The 24,101-nt window shown below is 51.1% G+C and carries 21 protein-coding genes; 9 read left to right on the forward strand and 12 right to left on the reverse strand.

Annotated elements, in window-relative coordinates:
* Positions 1–15: 15 nt before the first annotated feature.
* On the reverse strand, positions 16–1,719 hold the full coding sequence (locus tag AWQ23_RS12415; protein WP_198158659.1) for a transglutaminase domain-containing protein: 1,704 nt from the start codon (positions 1,717–1,719) through the stop codon (positions 16–18).
* An 87-nt stretch (positions 1,720–1,806) separates the two neighbouring features.
* Here AWQ23_RS12415 and yqeK point away from each other — a divergent pair, with 87 nt between their 5' ends.
* Complete coding sequence (gene yqeK / locus AWQ23_RS12420; protein ID WP_062435904.1) at positions 1,807–2,406, forward strand: bis(5'-nucleosyl)-tetraphosphatase (symmetrical) YqeK; 600 nt, start codon at positions 1,807–1,809, stop codon at positions 2,404–2,406.
* Positions 2,407–2,433: 27 nt separating this feature from the next.
* Here the strand turns inward: yqeK and AWQ23_RS12425 are convergent, their stop codons facing one another.
* Together AWQ23_RS12425 and AWQ23_RS12430 are read right to left on the reverse strand one after the other, a co-directional pair.
* Positions 2,434–2,952: a phosphate-starvation-inducible PsiE family protein gene (locus AWQ23_RS12425; RefSeq protein ID WP_045442251.1), complete on the reverse strand. Its 519-nt coding sequence runs from the start codon at positions 2,950–2,952 to the stop codon at positions 2,434–2,436.
* Between the two features lie 213 nt (positions 2,953–3,165).
* A complete protein-coding gene (locus AWQ23_RS12430) occupies positions 3,166–3,495 on the reverse strand; it encodes a Mo-dependent nitrogenase C-terminal domain-containing protein (RefSeq protein ID WP_012308089.1) in 330 nt (109 codons plus the stop codon).
* A 204-nt stretch (positions 3,496–3,699) separates the two neighbouring features.
* On the opposite strand from AWQ23_RS12430, the gene AWQ23_RS12435 reads away from it, so the two are divergent.
* Both AWQ23_RS12435 and AWQ23_RS12440 read left to right on the forward strand, forming a co-directional pair.
* Positions 3,700–4,992: a pitrilysin family protein gene (locus tag AWQ23_RS12435; protein ID WP_083500718.1), complete on the forward strand. Its 1,293-nt coding sequence runs from the start codon at positions 3,700–3,702 to the stop codon at positions 4,990–4,992.
* Complete coding sequence (locus AWQ23_RS12440) at positions 4,993–5,535, forward strand: pyridoxamine 5'-phosphate oxidase family protein (RefSeq protein ID WP_062435905.1); 543 nt, start codon at positions 4,993–4,995, stop codon at positions 5,533–5,535.
* On the opposite strand, the gene AWQ23_RS12445 is transcribed toward AWQ23_RS12440, so the two are convergent.
* A complete protein-coding gene (locus tag AWQ23_RS12445) occupies positions 5,520–5,945 on the reverse strand; it encodes a secondary thiamine-phosphate synthase enzyme YjbQ (protein WP_030007627.1) in 426 nt (141 codons plus the stop codon). The two genes, AWQ23_RS12440 and AWQ23_RS12445, sit on opposite strands and share 16 nt — an antisense overlap.
* Before the next feature lie 65 nt (positions 5,946–6,010).
* On the opposite strand from AWQ23_RS12445, the gene AWQ23_RS12450 reads away from it, so the two are divergent.
* Positions 6,011–6,523 (forward strand): gamma carbonic anhydrase family protein, encoded by a 513-nt coding sequence (locus tag AWQ23_RS12450; protein ID WP_062435908.1) that lies wholly within the window; start codon positions 6,011–6,013, stop codon positions 6,521–6,523.
* Here the strand turns inward: AWQ23_RS12450 and AWQ23_RS12455 are convergent.
* The 5 genes from AWQ23_RS12455 to AWQ23_RS12475 form a co-directional block, all read right to left on the reverse strand.
* Positions 6,487–6,909 (reverse strand): Fur family transcriptional regulator, encoded by a 423-nt coding sequence (locus AWQ23_RS12455; RefSeq protein WP_012308094.1) that lies wholly within the window; start codon positions 6,907–6,909, stop codon positions 6,487–6,489. The two genes, AWQ23_RS12450 and AWQ23_RS12455, sit on opposite strands and share 37 nt — an antisense overlap.
* Positions 6,909–7,736 carry a metal ABC transporter permease gene (locus AWQ23_RS12460; protein WP_062435910.1) on the reverse strand — a complete coding sequence of 276 codons (828 nt, stop codon included), beginning with the start codon at positions 7,734–7,736 and terminating at the stop codon, positions 6,909–6,911. The genes AWQ23_RS12455 and AWQ23_RS12460 overlap by 1 nt, the downstream gene beginning before the upstream one ends.
* On the reverse strand, positions 7,729–8,532 hold the full coding sequence (locus AWQ23_RS12465) for a metal ABC transporter ATP-binding protein (protein ID WP_062435912.1): 804 nt from the start codon (positions 8,530–8,532) through the stop codon (positions 7,729–7,731). Before AWQ23_RS12465 ends, AWQ23_RS12460 begins: the two co-directional genes overlap by 8 nt.
* A gap of 7 nt (positions 8,533–8,539) precedes the next feature.
* On the reverse strand, positions 8,540–9,511 hold the full coding sequence (locus AWQ23_RS12470) for a metal ABC transporter solute-binding protein, Zn/Mn family (protein WP_062435913.1): 972 nt from the start codon (positions 9,509–9,511) through the stop codon (positions 8,540–8,542).
* A 77-nt stretch (positions 9,512–9,588) separates the two neighbouring features.
* A complete protein-coding gene (locus tag AWQ23_RS12475) occupies positions 9,589–10,203 on the reverse strand; it encodes a class I SAM-dependent methyltransferase (protein ID WP_062435916.1) in 615 nt (204 codons plus the stop codon).
* A gap of 388 nt (positions 10,204–10,591) precedes the next feature.
* Between AWQ23_RS12475 and AWQ23_RS12480 the strand changes: the two genes are divergently transcribed.
* The 3 genes from AWQ23_RS12480 to carA all read left to right on the forward strand — a co-directional run bounded on the left by AWQ23_RS12480 (position 10,592) and on the right by carA (position 17,082).
* Positions 10,592–11,260, forward strand: coding sequence for a hypothetical protein (locus AWQ23_RS12480; RefSeq protein WP_062435918.1), 669 nt, complete (start codon positions 10,592–10,594; stop codon positions 11,258–11,260).
* A gap of 240 nt (positions 11,261–11,500) precedes the next feature.
* Positions 11,501–15,784 carry a PAS domain S-box protein gene (locus AWQ23_RS12485; RefSeq protein ID WP_062435920.1) on the forward strand — a complete coding sequence of 1,428 codons (4,284 nt, stop codon included), beginning with the start codon at positions 11,501–11,503 and terminating at the stop codon, positions 15,782–15,784.
* 155 nt (positions 15,785–15,939) lie between these two features.
* A complete protein-coding gene (gene carA / locus AWQ23_RS12490) occupies positions 15,940–17,082 on the forward strand; it encodes a glutamine-hydrolyzing carbamoyl-phosphate synthase small subunit (protein ID WP_012308101.1) in 1,143 nt (380 codons plus the stop codon).
* On the opposite strand, the gene dprA is transcribed toward carA, so the two are convergent.
* The gene (gene dprA, locus AWQ23_RS12495; RefSeq protein ID WP_083500720.1) at positions 17,079–18,224 is read right to left on the reverse strand and encodes a DNA-processing protein DprA; all 1,146 of its coding nucleotides are present in this window, start codon (positions 18,222–18,224) and stop codon (positions 17,079–17,081) included. The two genes, carA and dprA, sit on opposite strands and share 4 nt — an antisense overlap.
* A gap of 113 nt (positions 18,225–18,337) precedes the next feature.
* On the opposite strand from dprA, the gene AWQ23_RS12500 reads away from it, so the two are divergent.
* Both AWQ23_RS12500 and AWQ23_RS12505 read left to right on the forward strand, forming a co-directional pair.
* On the forward strand, positions 18,338–19,429 hold the full coding sequence (locus tag AWQ23_RS12500; RefSeq protein ID WP_062435924.1) for a Fe(3+) ABC transporter substrate-binding protein: 1,092 nt from the start codon (positions 18,338–18,340) through the stop codon (positions 19,427–19,429).
* A gap of 493 nt (positions 19,430–19,922) precedes the next feature.
* Positions 19,923–20,645, forward strand: coding sequence for a heme oxygenase (biliverdin-producing) (locus tag AWQ23_RS12505; protein ID WP_012308104.1), 723 nt, complete (start codon positions 19,923–19,925; stop codon positions 20,643–20,645).
* A gap of 66 nt (positions 20,646–20,711) precedes the next feature.
* On the opposite strand, the gene AWQ23_RS12510 is transcribed toward AWQ23_RS12505, so the two are convergent.
* Both AWQ23_RS12510 and AWQ23_RS12515 read right to left on the reverse strand, forming a co-directional pair.
* On the reverse strand, positions 20,712–21,917 hold the full coding sequence (locus tag AWQ23_RS12510) for an S-layer homology domain-containing protein (RefSeq protein ID WP_062435926.1): 1,206 nt from the start codon (positions 21,915–21,917) through the stop codon (positions 20,712–20,714).
* A gap of 105 nt (positions 21,918–22,022) precedes the next feature.
* The gene (locus AWQ23_RS12515; protein ID WP_062435928.1) at positions 22,023–23,996 is read right to left on the reverse strand and encodes a flotillin family protein; all 1,974 of its coding nucleotides are present in this window, start codon (positions 23,994–23,996) and stop codon (positions 22,023–22,025) included.
* Positions 23,997–24,101 lie beyond the last annotated feature (105 nt).

Here is a 24,101-nt window from a genome sequence, read left to right on the forward strand (position 1 = left end):
ACGCTTTCTAAACTATTAAGGTTGTAATTCCTCAAGGATCGTAAACCGCACATGGTTCAGGGCCAGATCTCCTAGGGAAACTTGCTCTTTCGGGACAATTTCCCCCTGGCGGTACAGTTTTTCAAAGGGGACGCCCTTCACCATTTCTGCGTGGTACCAAGCCAGTCCCATGAAAAAGCGGGCTGGGTATGGCCCTCCCTCGCACAGATCATCGGGGTTCGATTCCATGGGTAGCCAACCATAACCCGGCAAATAAAATTCCATCCAGACATGATTGTAATCGGGTTGGAGAGGGAGATTTCTCAGGTGGGCGTGGGCTGGACATTTGTAGCGACCCACCGTCCGGCTGGCGATGCCGTTGAGCCGAGCCAAAGCCAAGAGGACACCTAAATATTCACCGCAGGAGCCGACCCCCCGCCGGAGGGCAATATCTGGGGTGTCGATGTGGGGCTTAATGCCATAGGAGAGATGGTCATAAACGTAGTTGCGGATGTTGTACATTTGGCGGAGCAGATTGGTTTCGCTCCCCACGGCATCGGTTGCGGCTCGTTGGATAATCTCTGTTTCCATGGCCAAATTTTCGTTATCCACCAAATATTTTGCTTGGAGTGCTTCTGGAATCGGTGCGAGGTTTTCGCAGTCCGGCGGCGTAAATTGATATTTGATGCCCCACACTTTGAGAATGGCCCGCCAGCCAAAGATATGGCGGTGTCGGTCATTGAGTTGGTCAAATTTAAAGACGGCGATCTTTTGGCCTTCTTTTTCTTCAATGGTGAAGGGGAGACCGACGGGTTCGATGCTAACCACTTGCTGGCGATCGGTCTCGGCAGGGAGAGCAATTTTCCATTCGAGATCCTGCAATTCAACGGGATCGAGGGGGGATAATTCTTCGACGTAGCTCATCTCCAGGAGAAAGCCATTGGAGAGGGCATATTTTTCCTCTGGGTCATAGCGGAAATAGAGGGGATGCAGAAAGGTAACGTCGCGGTATTGGAGTTCGTAGTTGGGGTCGGCGTTGGGATTATCGCGAATGTAGGGTTCCTGGGAGGCATAGGCAACATAGAGAATGTCTGGGCCTCCTTCCGGATTTGGGTAGAATGTCAAACCCGTGGGGGATTCAAAGGGGGTCAGTAGACTGAATTTTACTTCGCCAGTGGCCCGTTCCAGGCAATAAACGGTTTGTTCGAGGCTATCGGAAACCCAGAGATCTTCGCCGCGAATCACGAGGTTTTCAACGCCAATGCCAGGGGCATAAAGGCTAGTGATAGAGCGGCCATTGGTGGCATCGTAGATGAAAATTTCACCCCGTTTTTGGCAGGAAATATAAAGGCTATTGCCAGAAATCGCGACGCCATTAACGGTATCGGGAAAGCGGGTAAAGAGTTCGGGATTCCATTGGCCGTCGGTCATGGCGCATTTGTAGAGGCGATCGCCGCTGGTAAACCAAAGAATCTCGTTTTGGATCGCGAGGCCCGTCGCCCCAATAAAAGCTGACCAAGTGCGGGAGTTGATAATTTGTGTTGCATCGGTTTGGGGATCGATCCGCATCAAGTAGCCATTAATATTTTCAATGGCCCAAAAATAGCCGTCGTGGAATGCCACACCGTGGAGGGCATAGGTTGAAATGGGGCGAATGGTGCGGTGGTTTGTCGGGGTGGCAGTACTCAAAATCCCAATTTCCGGTCGTAGGTTGTATTCTTCACTAGGATTATCACCCATGAAACTCCTTTCGTTATCGTTTTAGTAAGGGAGATTTAGGGGGTTTTGTACAAAGATCTTGATGTTTCGTCGGAGGAGTGGGGCTGCATGACACTAGATCGAGGACAGGTGATCAGTTGGTTGCAAGACAATGTTTCGCGCGATCGCCTAGAGCATATCCTTGGAGTGGAACAAATGGCCCAAGCCTTGGCCCAACGCCACGGAACAGACCCAGACCAAGCGGCCCAGGCGGGATTATTACATGATCTCGCTAAGTTTTTTCCGCCACCTAAATTGCTGCAAATCGCCCGACAGCACGGTTTAGAGATTGATTCGATTTGTGCCCATGTGCCCCACCTCCTCCATGCAGATGTGAGTGCAATTGTGGCGCGGACGGAGTTTGGGATTCAGGATGCGCAGATCCTCAGGGCGATCGCCAACCACACCCTCGGCCACCCTGGCATGGATCAATTAAGCTGCATTATTTTCGTAGCCGATGCCCTAGAACCGAATCGGGGTGATGATAAAAAACTGCAAAAACTGCGGCAATTAAGCGAAAAAAATCTTTATCGAGCCGTGGCGGGGGTCTGTGACTATATGTTGAAACACCTCATTAAACAGCACAAAATCATCCATCCCCGGATGATCTTGACCCGCAATTGGGCTCTGCAAACTAAAGGCGATCGCACCGAGTCATCTATTACTTAAACCCGGTGCTGCCGATAAAATACTTCCCTAGGAAATCAACGTATGATTCTCTTTTTCTTGGGGATGACGCCGAGAACGGTGCCGCTGTGAGACGACTTGCTCCGGATCAATCCCGTCAAAGGTCGGTGGCAACCAAACGCGAATCACCAACAGCGCCCCTAAAACCAACAGAAAAATACAAGCAACCAAAACCTGTGTCCAAGGCGTTTCTAAAACACCGCGTACAATAATTTCCCGGAGCACAGAAACAATCGACACTTCCACCGCCACACCGATAGAAACCCGGTGTTCTTGGAGGTAGATAATCAGCAAACGAAACAGCTCTACCAAAATCAGTAAAAAGAGAATATCAGAAGTAACCGTCTGAAATTGCAGAGGCGGCAACAACGAAAGCACCATCTCCCGCAGTTGCAACACCATAAAGCTAAACAGCCCAACACACAGGCCAATCACAATCAGATCTTGAACCGTTTCTAACAACCGCACAACATATTGGCTATTGAGCCAGCGGTACCAAGGGAGAGAGAAAGTTTGAGGCGTTTTCATTGGCATTAAATTAATTTAAAAACTACGTTGCTGGATGAACCCGCGTCGCTTGGGCCGTGCAGCGAAATAAGGTGGAATACGCTCTGATTGGTTTCAGCTTGACCATGGATTATCCTCGTCTTCATCATTCAGAAGTCCTGGGGCAGTTCATCATCCTAAGGAGCAAACCAAGAGTTGGACTTTCAAGATTGGCAATTTGGCCAGCCTAGAGCGTTAGCAATAGCGACAAACTTCGCTCGGACATTTTTCGGCGAGGTAACAAAGGGCTCTAAATCGTAGGCCGATGACTTCTTCGTAAAGGGGATTGAGCTTACACAGTGGCGGAATTTTAAAGTGAATCAGACCCGCTAAGGAAATTTCTTGGGCAAAGGGGCACTGGGCGGGCACCAGTTGGCAAATCAATCGGGCGCGATCTGGATTACAAATCTCTAGGCCATTGAGCCATTGACGGAGAGGCTGGAACAGATCGAAAGATGTCGAGGGCAAAAACCGCAGTTGCTGATTGGGATTTTTGAGAGAGGGTCGGCGGGAAAAAAAAATCATGGCAAGTATTTTTGGGGAAGTAGGCGAAAAACCTTGTTCTTCTACAGTCTAGTAATAAGCTCAAAGAATATAAACCCTAAAATCATATAAATCTTGTTTATGTTTAATAATGTCTGCTTAACTAAAGCCTGTATCGGGGCGTCGCAAAAAAAGTTGTTGTTTAGCTAAGTTCATGTTCCTTTAAGCCCCAGAAAAGAAGCGGTTATGATGGGGGTAAGTTTCGCTTCGGTTATCCCCTTGCCCTACTCTCTCCAACCCGATCCGGTGCAATTGTTTACGCTCCCCAATGGCCTCCAGGTGGTGCATCAATATTTGCCAGGGACGCCTGTGGTGGTCACCGATGTATGGGTTAAAGCAGGGGCGATCGCCGAACCGACAGAATGGGAAGGAATGGCCCATTTTTTAGAGCACATGATCTTTAAGGGATCGCACCAAGTCTGTCCCGGTGAGTTTGATCAAATTGTTGAAACTTGCGGTGGGCTGAGTAATGCCGCCACCAGTTACGATTACGCCCATTTCTACCTCAGCACTACAGGCGATCGCCTACCAGAAACTCTGCCCTACCTGAGCGATATTTTACGCAATGCCACCATTCCCGACGCCGAATTTATCCGGGAACGCCAGGTAGTACTCGAAGAAATTAGCATCAGTCAAGATGATCCCGACTGGCTCGCCTTCCAAGCCTTGAGCCGTCTTTTGTACGAAAATCATCCCTATGGCCGCTCGATTTTGGGCAATGCCGAACAACTGTGTGGCTATACCCCCAACCAAATGCGCTGTTTTCACCGGACCCATTATCAACCCCAAAACTTGATCATCAGCATGGTTGGTAATATTCAAGTCGCCCAGGCCTTGGATCTCATTCAAAGCAACTTTAGCGATTTTCAGGTTCCCTCTGAATGTCCCCCCTTTGAGGTGGAGGCAGAACCCCCTCTGATCGAGATTCGCCGCAATGAAATTCAAGTGCCCAATGTGGAAATGGCGCGCTTAATCTTCGGTTGGTTGGGGACGGGGGTCGAACAATTTAACGACGCAGTCGGTCTAGATTTACTGTCGGTGATCCTGGCCGGGACAACTTCCGCTTGGCTGGTGCAAGAGCTGCGGGAAAAACGCCAGTGGGTTCTGGATATTAATAGTGGTTTCTCTTTGCAACGGGATTCTAGTTTATTTACGATTCAGGCCTGGCTCGATCCAGAACATTTAGACGATGTGGAACAGGTGATTGGCGATCGCCTCGCTGATCTGCAGACCCAATGTGTGACGGAAGCTGAACTACGCCGGGCGAAACGCATGCTGTGTAATGAGCATATTTTTTCGACGGAAAGTGCGAGTCAGTTGGCCGGGCTCTACGGCTATTACCAAACCCTCGGTAACCTTGATTATGCCCACCACTATCCCCAGATGGTCGAAACCTTTACGATTGAATCACTCCAGCGTTTAGTGCGACAATATCTTTCTCCGGAACATTACGGTATCGTCACTTTAACCGGCACCTAAATGGCACAACTCGCAACGGCAGAAAACGGCTGGGTGGACACAACAAAAGCCACCGATCCAGAGGCGATCGCCCTCGTCAAAGAGTTACTCGAAACGCAGATTTACTGCAACCTCAGCACCTGTTCGCCGCTTGGTTGGCCCTGGAGTAGCCCATTGCTCTTCGTGTGGGATCAGGGCTTAAACCTCTATTGGTCATCGGCGATCGCCGCCCAACATTCCCAAAATCTTTACCAGAACCAAGGCCGGGCGATGGTCACAGTTTATGATCCTCGTCGCATTAAGGCCGTCTTTTTCGCGGGTACTGCCACAGAATTAACCGCATTAGAACCCCTACGGCAAGTTTTAAGCCGATTCGACCAACGCGCCAAACGACCGACACCCAGGCAAGCAGCAGATTATCTCGGCGACTCCCCACGCCGAATGTACCAATTCACCGTACAGCAAGCCTGGATCAGTGGCGATCGCCTCTTATCCCAAGGGCAACTGATTGACACCAAAGTCCAGTTAGATCTCGACTCTCTCAAGGATTATTTTTCCCCGTAAATATGCACCACCACTTCCCTGGTATGGCGATAACTGCGGTGTTCCCAGAGATAAATGCCCTGCCACGTTCCCAACACCAAGCGACCATTGGCAATGGGAATTTGTTCCGAGGTCTTGGTTAGCACCGAGCGGATATGGGCAGGCATATCATCGGGGCCTTCGGCGCTGTGAATATACGAACGGCCATCCTCTGGTACCAATTTCGCCATGAAATTTTCTAAATCTAACAGCACATCCGGATCCGCATTCTCTTGAATGATTAACGAAGCCGAAGTATGGCGCACAAACACAACACATAATCCTGCTCTAATGCCCGATTCGGCCACATAAGACTCGATTTTGGCCGTAATTTTGTGGAGAGATTTTCCTTGGGTTTGGATTTGTAAGGCGCGTTGATGTTGGTGCAGCATAGGGGACAGTAAAAAAATGCGGGCTAACTCATTTTAGAATAGGGAAAAATGAGCCAACAGCCACCATGTCCACCTGGTCTAATATTTCCCTTGCCACCCCTGATCTGAGCCAAGCGGCCTTTGTGGCCTCGAATGCCACCGTGATCGGCAATGTCAGCCTCGCCGAGGGATCAAGCATTTGGTACGGGGCGGTGGTGCGGGGCGACCTAGAGGCGATTCAGATTGGTCGTTTTAGCAATGTCCAGGATGGGGCGGTACTCCATGGTGATCCGGGTAAACAGACGGTGCTTGAAGATTACGTCACCATCGGCCATAAAGCAGTGATCCACAGTGCCCACATTGAGAAAGGCTGTTTGATCGGTATTGGGGCGATTGTTTTAGATGGGGTACGGGTCGGCGCTGGCAGTATTATCGGCGCGGGTTGTGTCGTCACAAAAGATGTCCCAGGGCGATCTCTAATGGTGGGCATTCCCGCCAAACGCCTCAAGGATGTGGGGGAGACCCAAGCAGCGGAATTAATTGACCATGCCAAAGCCTATTATCAGTTGGCGTTAAAACATTCAGCATTATCGGCCTGAGTCTGACAGTCGGCGCAGAGGCCAAAGAATTCGAGGGTATGGTAATAGACCTTGAACTTCTGGGTTTGGCACCAGTCGGTAATTTTTTGACTAATGGGACAACTATCGAGGGGGTAAGATTGGCCGCAGTTGACGCAGTTTAAATGGTGGTGGTGGTGTTCGGTCATGCCAATTTTGCTATAGAACGATTCTCCCTCTGGGGTGACCCGCTCTTGGATTTTGCCCTCGACTTTCAGTAATTTCAGGGCGCGATAAACGGTGGCCAAGCCGATTTTTAGGCCCGTTTGCTGCATCTCGAAATGGAGATTTTGGGCGCTGGTTTCGGTTTCTTTGGCTTGGATGAGCTGGAGAATGGTGCGTTGGTTTTTGGTGAGTTTCTTGGACATTAGGCTTCTGGTTGGGTAGATTGGCGATCGCCGTAGGCTTTGAGTCCGAGGCTCAGGAGATAGGCAATCCCTGAAACTAGGATAATCGTTGCCCCCGAGGTCAGATTAAAGCGATACGAGAGCCAGAGGCCCGTCGTCGTAAAGCTAATCCCTAAAAGACTGGCTAAACCCATCATCGTCGTGATTTTTTTCTGCCATTGGCTGGCGATCGCCGCCGGAATTGTTAAGAGGGCAATCACCATGATCAAACCAACGATTTGCATCACCATCACCACCGTCAGGGCAATTAAACCCACAAGGACGAGGTACAGACTCCGCACGGGCAAATTACGGGTCGTGGCAAATACTGGGTCAAAGGAAATGGCGAGGAGTTCTTTGTAAAGTAAGGCAATGAGGATGATAATCACGCAGTCAACCCCAAACATTAGCCACAGATCTGACCGGGGCACCGCCAGGATACTGCCAAATAAATAACTCTCTAAACCCGCTTTGTAACCCTCGGTAAAGTCGATCAAAATAATGCCGATGGCCATGCCAATCGCCCACATCACGCCGATCAGGGTATCACCCCGTTGCTTGGTTTGTTGTTCAACCCAGCCCATCCCCAGGGCAGAAATCAGGCCAAAGGCGATCGCCCCCCAGATGGGATTAAATTGAAAAAAATAGCCCAGACCAATACCCCCATAGGCGGCATGGGCAATGCCCCCACTAATAAAAACAATGCGATTGACGACGACAAAAGTCCCAATAATGCCACAGGCGATACTGACGAGGATTCCCGCCATCAGGGCATTTTGCATAAAGTCGAACTGGAGGGCGTCAAGCATGGTCGCAGGATGAAGAATGGTGGTGGGTTGAGGTCGGGGAGCCATCACTGTGATCTGGAAAAACCCGGTGGGGAATGCCGTGGGCGATCAGATCCACGGGGCATTGGTAGGTTTCTTCGATCATGGTGGGGGTGATCAGGCGATCATGATGATAATGCAAGCGGCGATTCAGGCAACCCACGGTTTTGACATAGGTAGAAATCGCGCCAAGGTCGTGGGAGATCATCATAATCGTCATGGATTGATTAAGCTCTTTGAGCAGTTCGTAAATACTATTCTGCACCTGGGAATCAACGTTAGCGGTGGGTTCATCGAGGAGCAGAATTTTCGGTTCTGAAGCCAAGGCCCGCGCAATGTAAACCCGTTGTCTTTCCCCCCCAGACAACTCTCCAATGGGGCGATCGCCTTTATCAGCCATGCCCACCTGCACAAGGGAACGCTGGACAATTTCCCGGTCCTTGCGGTTGTAGCGGTGGAATAATTTCCGTTTCCCCAAACGCCCCATGTTTACCACATCCCGGACTTGGATCGGGAAATCCCGGTCAAGTTCTAGGATCTGGGGCACGTAGCCGATGTAGCGGCGGCCTTGGGTGACGGGGCGCTCTAAAATTTTGACCGTCCCCCGTTGGGGTTGCACCAAACCGAGCAGCACTTTCAGCAAGGTGGTTTTCCCGCCACCATTGGGGCCAATCAGACCAATAAAATCCAGGGCTTGCACCTGTAGGTTAATGTCTTCGAGGACGGGGGTTTGAGGATAGCCCGCCCAGATTTGTTCGAGGGAAATGACTGTTTCCATGGGAGGATTATTCCGTAGGGTTGGGGCGACTGGCTTGGACAAATTTATCGGTCATGGCCAACATATTTTCTGACCAGTTGGGGGCTAGATCATCAAGGAGGATCACCTCAGCGTTAATTTCCTGGGCGATCGCCTCGGCGGCCTGGGCGTTCAATTGAGGCTGCACAAAAATGGTGCGAATTTGTTTTTCCTTCGCGGTTTGGACAAGTTGGGCAAGTTCTGCGGCACTGGGTTCCTGGCCTTCGACTTCGATGGAAATTTGCTCTAGGTCGTAGTCCGCTGCAAAATAGCCCCAGGCAGGATGAAAGACCAAGAAGGTGCGATTTTCTAAAGGCGCTAACCGCTCGCGGATGGTTTGGTCAAGTTGATCTAGTTCCACTAAAAACTGATTGAGATTATCAGCATAGATGGTTTCGCCGTCGGGGTCGAGTTGGACGAGCAGTTGATAAATACTTTCGGCCTGCTGTTTAACCCGCTGGGGGGAGAGCCAAATGTGGGGATCGAGTAGTTCGCCTTCGTGGTCATGGCTGTCGCTGTGACCGTCATCGCCATGGTGGTGGTGATCGGCGAGGGGTAATTTTTCGATGCCCTCGGCGGTGTCTAACCAAGTCATTTCTCGGTTGGCGGAGCGGAGGCGATCGCCCCACACTTCTTCAAAAAAGATGCCAATGCCAATGTAGGCGTCGGCCTCACTGAGATCCTTTAACTGCTGGGGTTTGGGTTCATAATTTTCTGCTTCGATCCCAGGGCCAACCAAGGTCGAAACCTGGACGCGATCGCCACCAATTTTTTCGACAAAATATTGCTGGGGTAGAACACTAACGGTAATCTTCAGGGGTTCCTGCTGGGGGATCGTTGCCTCTGGGGTTACGGGACTCGAAGTGGGCGTTTCCGTCTGGGTGGCGGGGTCTGCACCACAACCGAAGAGGAGCCCCAGACAGCTTAGGGCCGCGAGGGAAAAAGTTATTGGCGATCGCACGTTCGTTTCTCGCTTTCTTGAAATGATAATCGTTCTTATTTTAAGAGAAAGGCGATCGCCCCGTAAACCCCCAAGCCCTAAGGAGCAAGTTTCGCCATGGTGAGATAGCCACCAATGGAGGGCAGGGTCGGTAAATAAAATTCTTTGAGGGTCTCCACCTGAAAGCCCGCCGCCTTGAGGAGCGCCCCCATCGGTCGGTTTAAATTACAGCCGCCGCCGCAACAGTTCATTACGCCATTTAGCCGATGTTGCCATTGGGCGATCGCCCCGTCCGGACTCAAGCCATGTTCTAGGGTCAGAAAGTAGCCATCTTTTTTCAGGACACGACGAATTTCCCGGAGCACTTGGGTGGGTTCCTGCACCGTACAAAGGGTAAAAGTGCTCACTACTGTATCAAAACAGCGGTCTTCAAAGGGGAGCGCTTCTCCCCGCAGGCCATGCCACTCGACCCGTAACCCCGATTGACGAATCCGCTGCTCGACCCGTTGTTGCAACATTCTTTCCGGCTCTACGACATGCAAAGTTTCTACTCCCCTTGGGTAATGGGGAAGATTGGCCCCGGTGCCGAAACCAATCTCTAGGACCTTGCCCCGGGCCGCCTGAAGTAATGTTTGCCGTTGTTGGGCGATCGCCTGGCGATGCATCACATAATCCAGCAAAGAGGGAAGAATAAAGCGGTTGTAAATATGCATATTTTTTTCCGTAGCCTTGGCCACACCGCCATGATTTTATTGTGAGGTGGGGTGATGATCAGTATTTTTACTTAAGAAATATTTTCTTTTTTGATGATGCCATGATTAAAAATATGAACAATATGACTTTTGAAAAATCGAGAAAAGTCATACCCTAAACGCCAACATTTTCATGGTCACCATTTGAGAAAACGGCTGATTTTCGAGTCATCGACCGCTAAACTCTCTATTTTTTAAAATGTAAATTAAGTTCTATAATTCTAAAACTCCACTGTCTTAAAATGTAGGCATTTCCAACCAATCAAAAGCAGCATTACCTGTTCCCCATCGATTTCTTAAAGTGAGCCTTAACCTAGGCCCCTGACCACTGCATCTAAACCCGGTATTTATGGAAACTCTCATTCAAACCCTAATCCAGGCGGGGCTTTTAAGTGATACCCAGGCCCAAGTGGTGCGATATGACCGAGAGTTGCATCCAGAAATGTCCCTCGGCGAAATTCTCGCGCTCCGGGGTTGGGCAGTCGAAGAAACCATTGATTTTTTTGAACTACTTTGGGAAATGCGTCACACACAGCCCGAACGGAAAAATATTGGTCAATATCTGCTGGAAGCCCACCTCATTGACGAAGAACAGCTAGAGGATATTCTAGCTGCCCAAAAACATGATGCCTGGGGACGCTCTCTGCGCTTCGGGGAAATTGCGGTATTAAAGGGCTATGTCAATCAACATACGATTCATTTTTTCATTGAACATTTGTTCCCGGATCAGTTGTACGCCACCAACAAAACCCCCTTCGCTCGGACTTCCTTGACCTCTCGTCCTACAAAAAAGCCTACGCCGCCACGGAACACAGCAACATCAAAAGAAACCCTGCCCCAAAAACCACCGAAACAGGCTCCCCCCAAGCCTTCCAAAAAACTTTTGAACCGCCAGGCAGCGAAAAAAACAAACCCCCAACTCAACCCACCGAAAAAGCCCGCCTTCAATCCGGAGGAAGCCTTTGCGACCAGTTTTGATTTGATCAAGGCTGAAGACTTTGACCCCAAACAGCTTTGACACAGTCGTCTCAGCCAATGCCCTCTACACCAGCATCAAAATCAGACCACGGCAGGAGATTGCTAAATTCCGTAATAGTTGTGGGAGTAAAACCTTAGCAAAGGTTACGATTAAGTTAATTTTTTTGGCAACAGAGGGTTGAGTTTAGTGGGATAGATACAGTGCGGTCTGATTTGGTGTAAATCGTCAAAGTTCTTGTTTGTCATCCAACCCTAGCCCAGAAATTACGAGCTGCAACGCATGGTCAATATTCCAGTGAACTTTGCTGCCCTCAAGGCCCAGATTATTGATCCGAGTCGAATGCCAACTTTTCCGCCGACGGCGGCGATCGCCGATGTGTTGGCGGGATTTCGACCGTGGACAGTGCCCCAGTGCGTCGGGTTGCAGATGGTGGCCCCCTGTGTGCCGATTGTGCAGGCCGATCAATTGCAGGGTTTGATTTCGCCCCAAACGGTTTTGAAGCTGATTACGGAAGATGTTGATTTGGGGCAGACCCTGGCACGGGATGTGATGACGGCTCTCCCCAAGGCGATCGCCCTGGCAGATCTAGAGCATCCCTGGGTGGGCCTCAACCGTATGCACCAGGAGCAGCGGGATCTCCTGCCAGTGCAGGGAGAGAACGGATTTTGGCTTGGTTTTGTGGAACGTCTTTCCCTCCAGCGCCTCCTGTGGTCGGAGCCTCTCCTGCAAATGCGACAAGTCCAGGATGTGATGGTGACGGATTTGTCCTTGATGCCTTCCCATAGCACTCTGTTGATGGCGGCCCATCGTTTACACCAAAAACAACAGTCCCTCCTGATGGTCATGGAAAAAGCCAGTGCCATGACAGCCCCCTCATCCAATGGCTTGTGGGCGGTGACCCTATGGGATGTTTTACGGGGCTATGGTAAAGGGAAAGAAGGTCTCACAACGGCGATCGCCACGGAGGGGAGCCATGATTTTCAGCGGGTCAAACCCACGGACTCTCTCTGGTCAGTGGCGGCCCATTTAGTCGAAACCAATGGTAGTTGGGCCGTTGTAGTTGACGAAGAAGAACAATTGCTGGGGAAGGTTTCTTGGCGAGAAATTTTGCAGGTCTTAGATCCCGTCGCCCTCCATTGGCAAACCCATAGCCTCCAACAACGCTTAGACCAAGTGGCCCGGCGTCCCCAGAGGGCGATCGCCCAGGTTGCGACCCTAGAACCCCACCCAAAAGGATTACCCCAACGGGTGCTCTTGGTCGAAGGCCTTGCCACCGAGTCGGTGATCCTCCAGCATCTGTTGCATCCCCCCCTGGGCAGTACCCTAACCTTTCAAGTGACCCAGGTGGACAGTCTGCCCCAGGCGATCGCCCAATTAAAAACGGACACCTACGACCTGATTATTTTCGATATCAACATCGTTTCTTCTGGCAAATTAGAAGCCTTTATGCGCTTACAAAACAGCGCTGCCCAACGACCTATTTTGTTACTCACCGATGATCGCCAAGAAGATATCCAACTGGCCCACCAATGCATCGAGCTGGGTGCCCAAGATTACCTCCTGCGGAGTCTGTGCGCGGGAGAATCCCAAACGGAGCGGGAAATTTTGATGCGTTCGGTGCGCTATGTCCTCGAAACAGCAGGGGCCAAACGTTCTCTCCAGCAGCAGGATCAACGACTGCAAAATTTAAATCAACAACTAAAGGAAGAAAAGACTGCTAAACAGGCAATCGCCCAACAACTGAAGCTGACCGATGTCCAGATGAAAGCCTTGTTTGAAGCGATCACCGACATTGTCTTTGTGATCAATCCCCAAACTTGGAAAATCAAGCAGGTGACTGCTCCCCAGAATAACCATTGCTGTGGCCCCCTAGATCTCTGCCAGGGGACTTACCAGTTTTTACAAGCGCACCAAAGCCGCCTCACGCCATACCTTCACCAGGCGATCGCCAAAGGCACCACCCCAGATCATGAACCCTTGTCAGGGGAAAGCGTGAAGTATGAATATTCCCTGCAGCCAGATCCCCACCTCGCCCCCGTGTGGTTTGTCGCCAAAATCGTCGCCATTAACCAGCAGCAAGTGGTCTGGGCCGCCCACGATGTCACCCCCTTCAAACTCTCCCAACAAAAGCTGATCACCGATCAAGAAAACCTCACTACCATCATCCAAGAGCGCACCAGGGAACTCAAAGCCCTCAATGCAACCCTCAACACCGAAATCCAACAACGGAAGCTCACGGAGGTAGAACTCCGCCAGGAACAGGATTTCCTCGAAACCCTATTTGACCTCACCCCGGCCCTATTCATGGTGCTGAACCGGGAGGGGCGCATTATCCGGTTTAACCCGGCCTGTGAGAAACTGACGGGCTATCAATTTACCGAGGTGGCCCACCAGTATCTCTGGGATCTGTTGTTATGGGATCGCCACGATGTCGCGGAGATTGTCCAGGAATTTCAACGCCTCCTCCACCAAAAAAAGCCCCGTACCTACGAAGTGGACTGGCGCGCTAAATCGGGGAAAGTGTACCGCCTACGTTGGTCCCATGGCGTTCTTTTGGATAAACAAGGAAATGTCCATTATGTGATCGCCACGGGGATGGATATGAGCGATCGCCAAGCCTTTGAAACCACCCTCAAAACCCTCAACCAAGAACTAGAGTTCCGGGTGGAACAGCGCACCCGTGTGCTAGAAAATATCGAACAAAATCTGCGGCGTCAGTTGGCGGCGGTGGATGCGGCGGTAGATGCGATCGCCATTTTGCAGCGGGAAGAATTCATCTCAGTTAATCCCGCTTTTTTGGAACTGTTTGACTATCCCCACCGCTTAAGCTTGACAGGGCATTCCTGGAAAGAAGTGCTGTTTGCCCCCAGTGAGCAAAAACGCCTAGAAAAAGATATTCTCCCCCACCTCAATCGCCACAAATCTTGGCAAGGAGAGGCGATCGCCCAACGCCAAAATGGTCAGATTTTCACCCAAGAAATTTCCCTGACCATCACCAGTGACGGTGACTATATCTGCGTCTGTCGAGACATCACCGCCCGGAATCGCGCCGCCCTCAAAATCCGTGAGACCGAAGCCCTTCTTCGTTCTCAATATCGCAACTTTCCCATTCCCACCTATACCTGGCAGCACCGTCAGGGAAACTTTTACCTCATTGACTACAACAGTGCCGCCGAGATTGCCAACGATGGCTCCCTCCAGGATTTTCTCCATTGCCCCAGCCACGCCATTTACGGCGCCGACCACGCGATCCACCAGAATATTCGCCGCTGTTTCGACTTTAAAACGACCTTTGAAGAGGCGCTGCAAATTCCCTCTCCCGATGACCCTGAGGCATTTCAACGCTATTTTCTGGCCACTTATATTTATATCCAGCCGGATCTGGTGATGGTACATACCCAAGACCTCACGGAGCGCAAACGGGCCGAACGGGATCTACAACAGAGCCAAACCTTTTTGCGTCTGGTCATCGATAACAATCCCAACTTAATTTTTGTCAAAGATAAAGATGGTCGTTTTTTGTTGGTGAATCAGGCGATGGCGAATTTCTATGGCACCACAGTCAATGAATTAGTCGGGAAACGAGAATGTGATCTACATCCCGACTCTGAGGAAGCGGACTGTTTTATCCAGGCCGATCAGCAGGTGCTCCGGGAACAAAAAATCGTGGTCATTGACGAGGCGAAGGCGACGGATTTCCTGGGGGCAACCCGTTATTTTCGGACGGTGAAACTGCCCCTCCAACTCCCTGGCGATCGCCCCCAATATCAAGTGTTGGGCGTGGCCTCAGAAATTACCCAACAGCGCCGGGCCAAACGGGAGCTCGAAAAAGCTCTCACCCAGGAACGGGAACTCAACCACCTGAAAACCCGCTTCATTGATACCGCTTCCCACGAGTTTCGCACGCCCCTAACGGTGATCCTCGGTGCGGCCCAAATCCTCAGTGCTTACCACGACCATCTCCCCGAAGCGCGGCGATCGCAATATCTCAACAACATTGAAGATAGCGTGATCCGACTGCGACAACTGATCGATGATCTACTGACCATGAGTCGCCTCGAAGCCGGAAAACTGGGTTGCCAACGCCAAGCGGTGGATATTGTGGCCCTCTGCCAAGATCTCATCGCCGAACTCAAAATTGGTCTTGGGAAGCAGCACCATTTCAACCTTGAGACCACCGGGGCGATCGCCGCTCCCCTGGCCCTCGACCCCAATTTGTTGCAACACATCCTGAATAATCTTCTCGGTAATGCCTGTAAATATTCAGCCCCCGGCACCACGGTGACCGTCCAGTTAGGCAGCAGTGCCGAAGCGTTGACCCTAAGCATCATTGACCAAGGGGTCGGCATCCCCCCAGAAGATCAACCCCACATTTTTGAATCTTTCTACCGGGCCAGTAATACCCAAAATATCCCCGGCACAGGTCTCGGCCTCAATATCGTGAAAGAATACGTGCAACTCCACGGCGGCCAGATCGAACTCACAAGCCAACTCAGCAAAGGCAGTCAGTTTACGGTAACCATTCCCCTCGCCGAGGGCAGCCCTGAAACAGCCAGAAACTGAGCAAGTTTCCCAATCAATCCGGTTTCAATTAGGAGAATAGAATGCTTAGGTCAAGAAAAATTAACGGCGATCGCCCCTGGGAGCGGTAGAGAAGGGAACGGATCAAGTAAGATTGAGCAGCAGAAGTTACGCATATATCAAAGGTCAATCCGCCCATGTCTCTTGTGAAAGCAAAACCCGCCCTCCTTGTTTTAGCCGATGGCACCACTTACCACGGACGGTCATTTGGCGCGACAGGTACCACTTTTGGGGAAGTCGTTTTTAATACAGGCATGACGGGCTACCAAGAAGTCCTCACCGATCCCAGTTATCGTGGTCAGATTGTGACTTTTACCTATCCGGAGCTGGGCAATACTGGCGTAACTCCTGAGGATGAAGAATCCAGCCGTCCCCAAGTAAAAGGGGCGATCGCCCGGAACATTGCTCCCCGACCGAGTAATTGGCGTTCTACCCAGGCCCTACCCGATTATCTCAAAGAGCACCAAGTTGTGGGCATCTATGGCATTGATACGCGGGATCTAACCCGTCGCCTGCGGGTATCTGGAGCGATGAATGGCGCGATCTCTACAGAAATCCTTGACCCCGAAGAACTCCTCCGCCAACTCCAAGACGTCCCCTCCATGGAAGGCCAAAACCTCGTCAAGGATGTCACCACCGCTAGCGTTTATGAATGGACTGAAATTACCGATCGCCATTGGGAATTTAGCAGTAGCGCAACTGAAGCCCAGGAACTCACCGTCGTTGCCATTGACTTTGGTGTGAAACGCAATATTCTGCGCCGTTTGGCGAGTTATGGCTGCCGGGTGATCGTTGTTCCCGCCGACACCCCCGCCGAAAAAATCCTTGCCTATAATCCCGATGGCATTTTTCTTTCCAATGGCCCTGGGGATCCAGCCGCCGTCACCGAAGGCATCGCCACGGTTAAAGATATTCTTAAGGCTGAAAAACCCACCTTTGGCATTTGCATGGGACACCAAATTCTGGGGCTTTCATTGGGGGCCGAAACCTTTAAGCTCAAATTTGGCCACCGGGGTCTCAACCAACCCGCTGGTCTCAAGCAAAAGCAAATTGAAATTACCAGCCAAAACCATGGGTTTGCGATCGCCGAAGCCTCCCTCGCGGAGGATGTCGCCATTACCCACCTCAACCTCAATGACCGCACCGTTGCTGGCTTAGAACATAAAACCTTGCCTTTCTTCTCGGTGCAGTATCACCCTGAAGCGAGCCCCGGTCCCCACGATGCCGACTACCTCTTTGAAAAATTTGTGCGTTCCATGAAAGCCCACAAAAATGCCTAAAGGCGACGGTACCGCATCCCTGGCAGTTGGGTAATGAATCCTTCGAGTTCCCATTGCAATAGGGTCGCCGAAACCTGATCTGCCCCCATGCCAGACTGGACAACGATCAAATCAAAGGCCGTGGGTTCAGGGGCGATCGCCTGCCAAAGGGGAAGTAACTCTGGGGAAATTTGCCGAAAATCTGTGCTGGGCTGTGGGGTCGGCTCAACCGTTGGCTCTGGGAATGACAAACTAAGCTGGGGGGAAGCTGCATCCAACTGGGGCAGTCCGCCCAACTCCTCGATCAGTTGTGTCTCCCCTAAAATCATGCCCGCTCCCCGCCGAATCAAGTCCAAACACCCCGTGGCCGCTTGCTGTTCGGGGGAATTGGGCAGGGCATAAACCTCACGGTTAAAATCCATCGCGTAATGGGCCGTAATAAGGGAACCAGAACGGCTGGGGGCTTCCATCACAAGAGTCGCCCTGGTTAACCCGGCAATAATCCGGTTTCGGGCGGGAAAATGGCTCCGGTCTGGTCGCGTCCCCGCCGGATATTCACTCAAAATTAAGCCCTGGGCCAGGATTTCGTTGTATAAATTGCGGTGGCTCGCGGGATAGATTTGATCAATGCCAGTTCCTAGAACGGCAATGGTGCGTCCCCCCGTTTTGAGGCAGGCGCTGTGGGCAACACCATCAACGCCTTGGGCCATACCCGACACAATCGAAAAGCCCACCTGGGCAAGGGCCTGGCTAATGCGCGCTGTCCAACGTTTACCATGCTCCGAAGGATGCCGGGTGCCCACCATGGCGATCGCCGGAATTTGGCCTTGATTTTCTAACAGCTTGACTTGGCCTTGGTAATAGAGCAACGGTGGCGGACTGGGAATTTCTAACAATAACTTTGGGTACTCTGGATCTGCTGGCGTCCAAAATTGCAGATTTTTCTCAAGGTGCTCATGGTAAATACGCTCTGGATCAAGGGGCGATCGCCCAGCCAAAATCAGACGAATCAACTTATCCCCTAAACCATCCACTGCCCCCAGTTCCTGGCCAGAAGCCTGCCAAGCTCGTTCCATGGAGCCGAAACAGTGCCAAATTTTTTTGAGGCGACTTGGGCCGACCCCCTTGATTTGTGACCAGGCCACCCAGTAATGCTGTTCCATCTTGATGACTAATTTAATTAAAAAACAAAAATGTATTGAGAAGAAGTTGCAGTAGCTGCTAAAATCACCATTACCTTGGAAAACATAACATCATCTCTCGATTACAACGCTTTATGAAATCCCGTTCCCTGTCCCTCTGCGGACTTTTTCTTGGCTTGGCGATCGCCACCGGTTGCACCCCAGCTACCAATAACAATGGTGCCACCGATACAACCACTGATCCTGATGCTCCCTCCAGCGAAGCAACCGGCGAAATTAACCTTTACTCTTCGCGGCACTACGACAGCGACGCAGAATTATACGAAGCATTTTCCGAAGCTACCGGCATTGAGGTGAATCTCATCGAAGGCAGTGACGACGAACTCCTAGAACGAATCAGAACCGAGGGCGAAAATAGTCCCGCCGATGTCCTGATCACAGTAGACGTGGCCAGACTCTGGCGCGCCCAACAGGATGGTTTACTGCAACCCACAGAGTCCGAAGTGCTGACCAGTGCCATTCCCGAAAATCTGCGCAGTAGCGACAACACCTGGTTTGGTCTGACAAAACGGGCGCGGGTTATTGTGTACAACACCGAAACCGTTGATCTGGCTGAACTGTCCACCTACGAAGACCTTGCTGATCCGAAATGGGAAGGCCGGGTTTGTGTTCGCAGTTCCAGCAACACCTATAATCAGTCCCTCGTGGCTGCGAAAATTGTCGAAAAAGGCGCTGAAGCCACCGAAGAATGGGTACAAGGTTTAGTGGCAAACTTCGCCCGCGAGCCGGAAGGGAACGATACCGCCCAAATTCAAGCCGTCGCTTCTGGGGTTTGTGATGTCGCCCTGGTCAATAGCTACTATGTCGCCCGTTTGCGTGCTTCTGAAGATCCCCAAGATCAAGAAATCGTGGCAAATATTGGAGCATTTTTCCCGAACCAAAACGAAGGCGAAGGTGGCACCCACATCAACATCAGTGGGGCTGGCATTATCGCCAATGCACCGAACGTCGAAGCAGCCCAAGAATTTCTGGAGTTTATGGTGACCCCAGAAGCCCAGGAAATTTTCGCCAACAATAATAATGAATATCCCGTGGTGGATAGTGTTGCCCCCAATGATGTGGTGGCTCAGTTTGGCGACTGGACAGCTTCGGATCTCCCCCTCGAAAGTTTTGGTGAGCAAAACGCCGAAGCCGTCATGTTGATGGATCGCGCTGGTTGGAAATAGATCCGGCCCCCTGCACCATTTGTTTTTCCTCTTATTGATGTACATAGCTGTAATCTTCCTTCAAGACCTTTGGGGGAAGATTTTTTTTGCAAGAGGCTCCATCGAGGCCCGTTCATTTCTGTTATTTTTCAGGAGATTGACTTTTTCCCATAACCGCAATGAGGCGAAGATTTGATGGCGATCGCCACCGAAAGGAAACCAAAACCGAATCAGTTTCTCAGCAGATTATTCAGGGTCACAAACATTAGCTATCCCCGGCGAAAATTGCCCCCAATCTCCAAGGCCGAGGCGCCCAAAAGCCCGTCTTATCCCAACGCCAAGCCCGCGCAAGTCTGACAAAAAACACGTCGATTTTCTCGTAAAAAAACTTAATAGCATAAACCCGTAAAACCAGTTAACCTACGAAACTGAGCAGTCTTTTGATTTTGTTAACTTTCTTTAACAAACCTTTTAATATCTATTCATTTTTAGTAAGAACAAGGGACTTATTTCTATGGTCGCTAACCTAGCAACAATGTTGAGAGAGGGAACGAAAACTTCCCACACGATGGCGGAAAACGTTGGCTTCGTGAAATGCTTCCTGAAGGGAGTCGTGGAGAAAAAATCCTACCGGAAGCTTGTGGCAGACCTTTACTATGTTTACTCAGCGATGGAAGAGGAGATGGAGCGCCTCAAGGATCATCCCGTCGTCTCCCAAATTTATTTCCCTGAGTTAAACCGTAAACAAAGTCTCGAAACGGATCTACGCTATTATTTTGGCCCCAATTGGCAGGCCGAAGCAAAAATCACCCCCGCTGGTCAGGCTTATGTGGATCGCATCCATGAAGTGGCCCAGACCGCACCGGAACTCTTAGTCAGCCATTCCTACACCCGCTACCTGGGCGATCTCTCTGGGGGGCAAATCCTCAAGAAAATTGCCCAAAATGCGATGAACCTCGACGGCGAAGGGACGGCTTTCTATGAGTTTGAGAATATCTCTGACGAAAAGGCCTTTAAAGACAAGTACCGGGCGGCAATGAACAGCTTGGATGTGCCGGAAGAAACGGCAGAGCAAATTGTGCAAGAAGCCAATGATGCCTTTGGCATGAATATGAATATGTTCAAGGAGCTAGAAGGAAACCTCGTTAAGGCCATTGGCGTAATGCTTTTCAATACCTTGACCCGTCGCCGCACCAAGGGCAGCACCGACGCTGATCTATCTCCGGCGAGCAACTAACAAGTTTCGTCTAAACCTCAAACAATGAATTCCTCAGTCGCGGTTGTGATTGGGGAATTTTTTTAGCTATGGGTTTTGGGAAGCGGGAGGATTGGTCTCTGTATCAGTGGTTTGGTTACTTTGGTTCGAGGTTTGGCGATCGCCACGGGCAGTGGCAGCAGATAGACCCTCGCCTTGGTAGCCGAAATACCACAGGGCGATCGCCGCTTCCTGTTGAGTGACCGTTTTTTGGGGTTGGAAGAGGGTGGTATAGCCAAATACCCGCCGCACATTGGCTTGGTCACCGTTTTGAAAGTCCACGTAGAGGGCTTGGAGGGCTCTGGTGTCAATTTTGGCGGCATCCTGAAAGCCCCAGGTTTCGGCGATATTGTCGAGGCTGGTTTGGGGGAGAGCCTGGCGACGGTCGAGGGGTACTTTCCAGGCGATCAGGCTTTCCCGGGTGAGGGGGGCATCGGGGCGAAAGGTTGTAATGGTGTCGTTGGTGAGGCTTGAGGGAATAATTCCGGCTTCGGCCAACCCTTGAATGAACGGAAAGTCGGGGTCGCTGGCCGGTACATCGGTGAAGATGGGTTTACTGCTGGCATTGGCGCGGCGAATTTGTTGGTTTTGGCGATCGCCATAGATCGCGTTGTGGGCCTTGAGGAGCCAGCGGGCAAATTGGCGTCTGGTGATCACCGTATCGGCCTGAAAATCCGCAGCGGTAAAAACCTGGAGGGCAACGAGATCTTGTACCTGGGTAGGAAGTTCCGCATTTGCGTTATCGGTCGGTACTGGATCGTTAGTCCCGGTGGTGCTTAAAGTTCGGTAACTGAGGACAAAGGTGGTGCCCACGACGGCCTGGTCGGAGTCATTGGTAGTGGGAGAAGCAGCTTCCGACAAAGACAGGGTTACTTCCAGATCGCTGGTACGGGCGACAATTTCTAAGAGATTATCCGTCGCGGCAGTGGGGGACGCGACAATTTCCCAGGGAGCTTCGCCAAAGGCTTTACGGTAAAAGGCTTCGAGGCTCTGGACATTATCGGCGATCGCCCAAACGGTGGTCTTGTCTTCTGCTTGAATGAGGGTTGCTTCGGGGTAGAGGGGAATTTCTGCCGGAAAATCAGCCGGTAAGGACGAATCTGCTGGGGGGTCGGTTTCAGCGGCCTGTTCCTGTTGTTCTACGAGGCGCGGATCGGGAGCTAGACTCTCTTCTAAATTGCCCAACTGGGCACAGCCCCCCAAGAGAACCAATAACCCACCCAAAAGTCCAAATTTCTGCCAACTGTACTGCACGCCTGGTTTGCCGCTAAATTCACATCGTTTGTGATCGTAGCGTATTCCCTCGCTCGGTTGGCGATCGCCTTTTTGAAAAATCGAGTTTAAGAATCCCTGAAAAAATTACGCCCCTTCAGAATCTTTTGCCTCCTTGGGCAACGGGACAAAAGTAGTGGGTAGCGATGAAGTTTCAGAGGATGTTGTCGTTGTCTTTTTCTCCTTTAACTCGTCCAAGAGAGCTTCCACATTTTGCAACACCTCGTTATTGCTGGTGTCTGCATCGTTATCCTGCAACAGGCCTTTCACCTGGGCCAACAGCGTCCCCAATTTACCGTCTTCTAAAAGACCATTGACCAACGACAAACCGCTCGTCGAGAGCAACAATTTATTAATCTCCCCCAGGCCAGCCCCATCGCCATTGGTTCCCGGAAAGGCAAATACTTTTGCATCGCCCAGGACGCCGGGTTGGGGAGCGAGGGACTTCATAATGTCTGGCAGTTGGTCGGCGAGGGTCGGTAAAAAGAGCTTCATTAATTCAGCAGTGCGGTTGGCATTGCTCAGGGCATTTTCTGCTTCGATTAGAGCCTGTTTCCCCTGGGCCTCAGCGAGGGCTTGGTAGCGGTTGGCATCGGCCAGGGTGCGGATCGATTCGGCCTCTAGTTCCGCCGCTTGACGGGCAATTTCTGCTTGACGTCGCCGCCGGAACACATCGATTTCCACTACGTTTTGGTCGGCAATGCGTTTTTGATCGGCTTCTTTTTCAGCATCAATGATCGCCAGGCGTTGTTCCCGGTTGGCCTGTTCGACGGCCTTGGAGGTGGCCACAGCTTCTTCGGCCCGGGTGCGTTCGGCCTCTGCGGCGAGGCGTTCTTTTTCTTTATTGGCAATGGCGATCGCCGCCTGTTGTTGGGCGATTTTGGCTTCCTCTTCTGCCTCCGCCATGGCAATTTTGAGGGCTTTATTTTGCTGCTCGAGGGAAATATCGGCGGCAATTTGATTTTGCTGAATCGAAAGTTTCTGTTGAATTTTCTCCTCTTCGACGGCCTTTTCCTGAAGAATACGATTGCGTTCAATCTTGGCTAATTCTTGATCCTGGGATGCCTGAATTTCCTGGGCCTGTTGTGCCTTGAGGAATTCAATTTCCTTCGCTTGATTGAGCTTGGCTTCTTCCTTCGCCTTAGCCAGCTTCAGGGATTTTTGTTCGGCGGCGAGCTCCTGTTCTTCGATTTCTACCTTGGTGTTGAGTTCTAGCTCCCGCTTTTCCTTCAGCACCGTTAGCTCAACATCGAGTTTTTGTTTAATGGATTTTTGGATTGTCTCCGTGCGGAGGCGGACCCCTTGGGCATCGAAGAAATTATTTTCATCGTAGGTGTCGCTTTCTTCGATCTCAGAAATGGCAATATTGTTGAGGGTCAAACCTACTTTCTTGAGATCCTGCTGAATTAGATTCAAAACTTCGTCAGCAAATCCCAGTTTGTCAGAATCAATTTCGGCAATGCTTTTGCGTTTAGCGGCGGCCCGAATTGCGTCATCGGCTCTTTTCTCCAGGGCTTCTTTGATATCTGCTTCGGAAATGCGTCCCTGCTTGGATAACCGGGCGGCGGCGACTAAAACATCTTCTTCATTGGCATTGATACAAACGTAAAATGTGACCCGCATATTTGCCCGCAAGTAATCTTGGGTGCGGACAGCGAGGTTTCCAGTACGTTCGACATCGATGGAAATTTCCCGCAGCGGTACGCGAGTTAACTCGTGGAACCCCGGTAGAACAATGCAGCCCCCGTTAAGAATGACCGTTTTCTTTTTGCGAATGACGCCCCCGGTACGGACAAAGGCTTCGTTGTTGGGGGTAATGACATAGACCCTGGTGTAGGCCCAAATGCTCATCAAAAAGAGCACAATCAGGGTGACGATAATGCCTGGAAAGATCAACGCGCCACTAACGGGGAGTTGGGCGGGGGTCAGGGTGGCCGAGACCGGGGAGGTGGGATGCGGATCAAGCCGCAGTGCCTGGGTGTCGATTTCGGAATCGAGTAACTCTACATCCATGGTGCTCAGTTCAGGCAGAGATTGGAGCAGGGTAAACCAAAACTTCATGGGGCACGCATCCTTTGGTAACGGGCATTCTGTTTTTATTTTGCCCGTGTCCCCTGGGAATCAAGCGATTCACGCAACAATATTTACATCTGTCCGATGAATGGG

This window comes from Picosynechococcus sp. PCC 73109, from assembly GCF_001521855.1.
Lineage (GTDB): Bacteria > Cyanobacteriota > Cyanobacteriia > Cyanobacteriales > MRBY01 > MRBY01.

Coding starts and splice junctions, on each gene's coding strand:
- yqeK (WP_062435904.1), top strand. CDS start 1,807: ATGACACTAGATCGAGGACAGGTGATCAGTTGGTTGCAAGACAATGTT.
- AWQ23_RS12480 (WP_062435918.1), top strand. CDS start 10,592: ATGGAAACTCTCATTCAAACCCTAATCCAGGCGGGGCTTTTAAGTGAT.
- AWQ23_RS12415 (WP_198158659.1), bottom strand. CDS start 1,719: ATGGGTGATAATCCTAGTGAAGAATACAACCTACGACCGGAAATTGGG.
- carA (WP_012308101.1), top strand. CDS start 15,940: ATGTCTCTTGTGAAAGCAAAACCCGCCCTCCTTGTTTTAGCCGATGGC.
- AWQ23_RS12485 (WP_062435920.1), top strand. CDS start 11,501: ATGGTCAATATTCCAGTGAACTTTGCTGCCCTCAAGGCCCAGATTATT.
- AWQ23_RS12425 (WP_045442251.1), bottom strand. CDS start 2,952: ATGAAAACGCCTCAAACTTTCTCTCTCCCTTGGTACCGCTGGCTCAAT.
- AWQ23_RS12445 (WP_030007627.1), bottom strand. CDS start 5,945: ATGCTGCACCAACATCAACGCGCCTTACAAATCCAAACCCAAGGAAAA.
- AWQ23_RS12440 (WP_062435905.1), top strand. CDS start 4,993: ATGGCACAACTCGCAACGGCAGAAAACGGCTGGGTGGACACAACAAAA.
- AWQ23_RS12475 (WP_062435916.1), bottom strand. CDS start 10,203: ATGCATATTTACAACCGCTTTATTCTTCCCTCTTTGCTGGATTATGTG.
- AWQ23_RS12500 (WP_062435924.1), top strand. CDS start 18,338: ATGAAATCCCGTTCCCTGTCCCTCTGCGGACTTTTTCTTGGCTTGGCG.
- AWQ23_RS12465 (WP_062435912.1), bottom strand. CDS start 8,532: ATGGAAACAGTCATTTCCCTCGAACAAATCTGGGCGGGCTATCCTCAA.
- AWQ23_RS12515 (WP_062435928.1), bottom strand. CDS start 23,996: ATGAAGTTTTGGTTTACCCTGCTCCAATCTCTGCCTGAACTGAGCACC.
- dprA (WP_083500720.1), bottom strand. CDS start 18,224: ATGGAACAGCATTACTGGGTGGCCTGGTCACAAATCAAGGGGGTCGGC.
- AWQ23_RS12460 (WP_062435910.1), bottom strand. CDS start 7,736: ATGCTTGACGCCCTCCAGTTCGACTTTATGCAAAATGCCCTGATGGCG.
- AWQ23_RS12430 (WP_012308089.1), bottom strand. CDS start 3,495: ATGATTTTTTTTTCCCGCCGACCCTCTCTCAAAAATCCCAATCAGCAA.
- AWQ23_RS12505 (WP_012308104.1), top strand. CDS start 19,923: ATGGTCGCTAACCTAGCAACAATGTTGAGAGAGGGAACGAAAACTTCC.
- AWQ23_RS12450 (WP_062435908.1), top strand. CDS start 6,011: ATGTCCACCTGGTCTAATATTTCCCTTGCCACCCCTGATCTGAGCCAA.
- AWQ23_RS12455 (WP_012308094.1), bottom strand. CDS start 6,909: ATGTCCAAGAAACTCACCAAAAACCAACGCACCATTCTCCAGCTCATC.
- AWQ23_RS12435 (WP_083500718.1), top strand. CDS start 3,700: ATGATGGGGGTAAGTTTCGCTTCGGTTATCCCCTTGCCCTACTCTCTC.